This is a genomic window from Limnofasciculus baicalensis BBK-W-15, assembly GCF_024178385.1.
GTDB lineage: Bacteria > Cyanobacteriota > Cyanobacteriia > Cyanobacteriales > Coleofasciculaceae > Limnofasciculus > Limnofasciculus baicalensis.
Genome location: NZ_JAMZMM010000726.1, coordinates 1 through 1,237, shown reverse-complemented (window position 1 = coordinate 1,237; position 1,237 = coordinate 1). Strand labels below are relative to the sequence as shown.

The window sequence follows — 1,237 nt, the reverse complement described above, 5'->3', positions numbered from 1 at the left end:
CCCCATTTTTAGATCGTGTCGGGACTTTACAATAGTTAGCAAAATCTGCCATAATTAGATTGTGTTTGTCTAGTCCTTCTAATTACCCCGGCGCTCTCTCACGCTTGGGTTCCTTCGATATGAAGATAGATAGTCCTAGATCCGTTAATCCCTGATTCGGTGATTGCTGTAGCCTATTGCCGCTAGAGCTATAAAATAAAAAAATAACATTAAAATATATTATTCCCCTGAAATATCATGGGATAATTTTACATTTTATAATTTCTGATATCATTACCCCATCAATTATTCCCCTGTCAAGAGACAGTGGGTTTTCAACCTGAGACTATTTAAAAATACTTAAATGAAATTGAGCGTAAAACAAACTACATAATTCGATAGTCGTAAAGTTGACGCCCCAACATCCCCAGCTCTTTTCCTTCTTGGAACCGAGCAAGAGACGGAGGTCGCCCACTGAGCGGGAGGGCTACCGAGACTAAAACTTAGGTTTTGAATCTAACCCCCATTCATGCTTGAGAAACTCTTTATACATGGTTTCCCGTACCACCATTTGCTCGTATAGCTTCACCAAGAAGTCTTGGGCTTGCTCATGACTCATTTTCTGAACCTGAGTTTGAAACGAGCGAATGCTGAACTGTTGTTCTAAGGAAAGTTCAATCGGTTGAGACATGCTTCACTCCTAGATAACTAGAGAGAATTTACATTCGGGCTACAGAAGCCTTAGTTCGGCTAAGGCTGGGTACCGGATGAACAAGTCAATCGTTACCCTTCATATTACAGATTGTAACAAACATTTGACAAAATGACTACCACCTCAGATTGAGGCATCTGTTGAGTTAACAGATGGGATTCCCATCCAGAAAGTTTCCTCATCAAGATGGAAGCAGTTGTATCAGGTTGCTACCAAAGCAAACTGCTCATTTTGAACAATTGTTTCAGTGTATCCACTGAAATTAGAAGATTTTGGCATCCAATTGAAAATTGCGCTATACCACATTAGTGTGCGATCGCGCTATCAGCCATTTGGCTGAGAAAAATTCAGCAATAAGGCTGAGGGCAACAAAAAACAAATGAAGTGATAATAGAATGAGTTGGAAAAAGACAAAAAAACAATCTAATCAAGTCGTGATAGATTGAGGAGAGTCAATTCCCAGGATATTAAATCTATAATCCAGGCGAAGTCGATCATTTTCTTGAAGAAGTACCGATTGAACCTTGGTTATAGACAGTTATATTT

At 39.4% G+C, this 1,237-nt stretch carries 1 protein-coding gene; it reads right to left on the bottom strand.

The window, feature by feature from the left end; genetic code table 11:
* Positions 1-475 precede the first annotated feature (475 nt).
* The gene (locus tag NJ959_RS29770; protein ID WP_254015370.1) at positions 476-670 is read right to left on the bottom strand and encodes an NblA/ycf18 family protein; all 195 of its coding nucleotides are present in this window, start codon (positions 668-670) and stop codon (positions 476-478) included.
* Positions 671-1,237 lie beyond the last annotated feature (567 nt).

Bases quoted from the DNA above. Each gene is read 5' to 3' on its own strand.
- NJ959_RS29770 (WP_254015370.1), bottom strand. From the start codon at position 670: ATGTCTCAACCGATTGAACTTTCCTTAGAACAACAGTTCAGCATTCGC.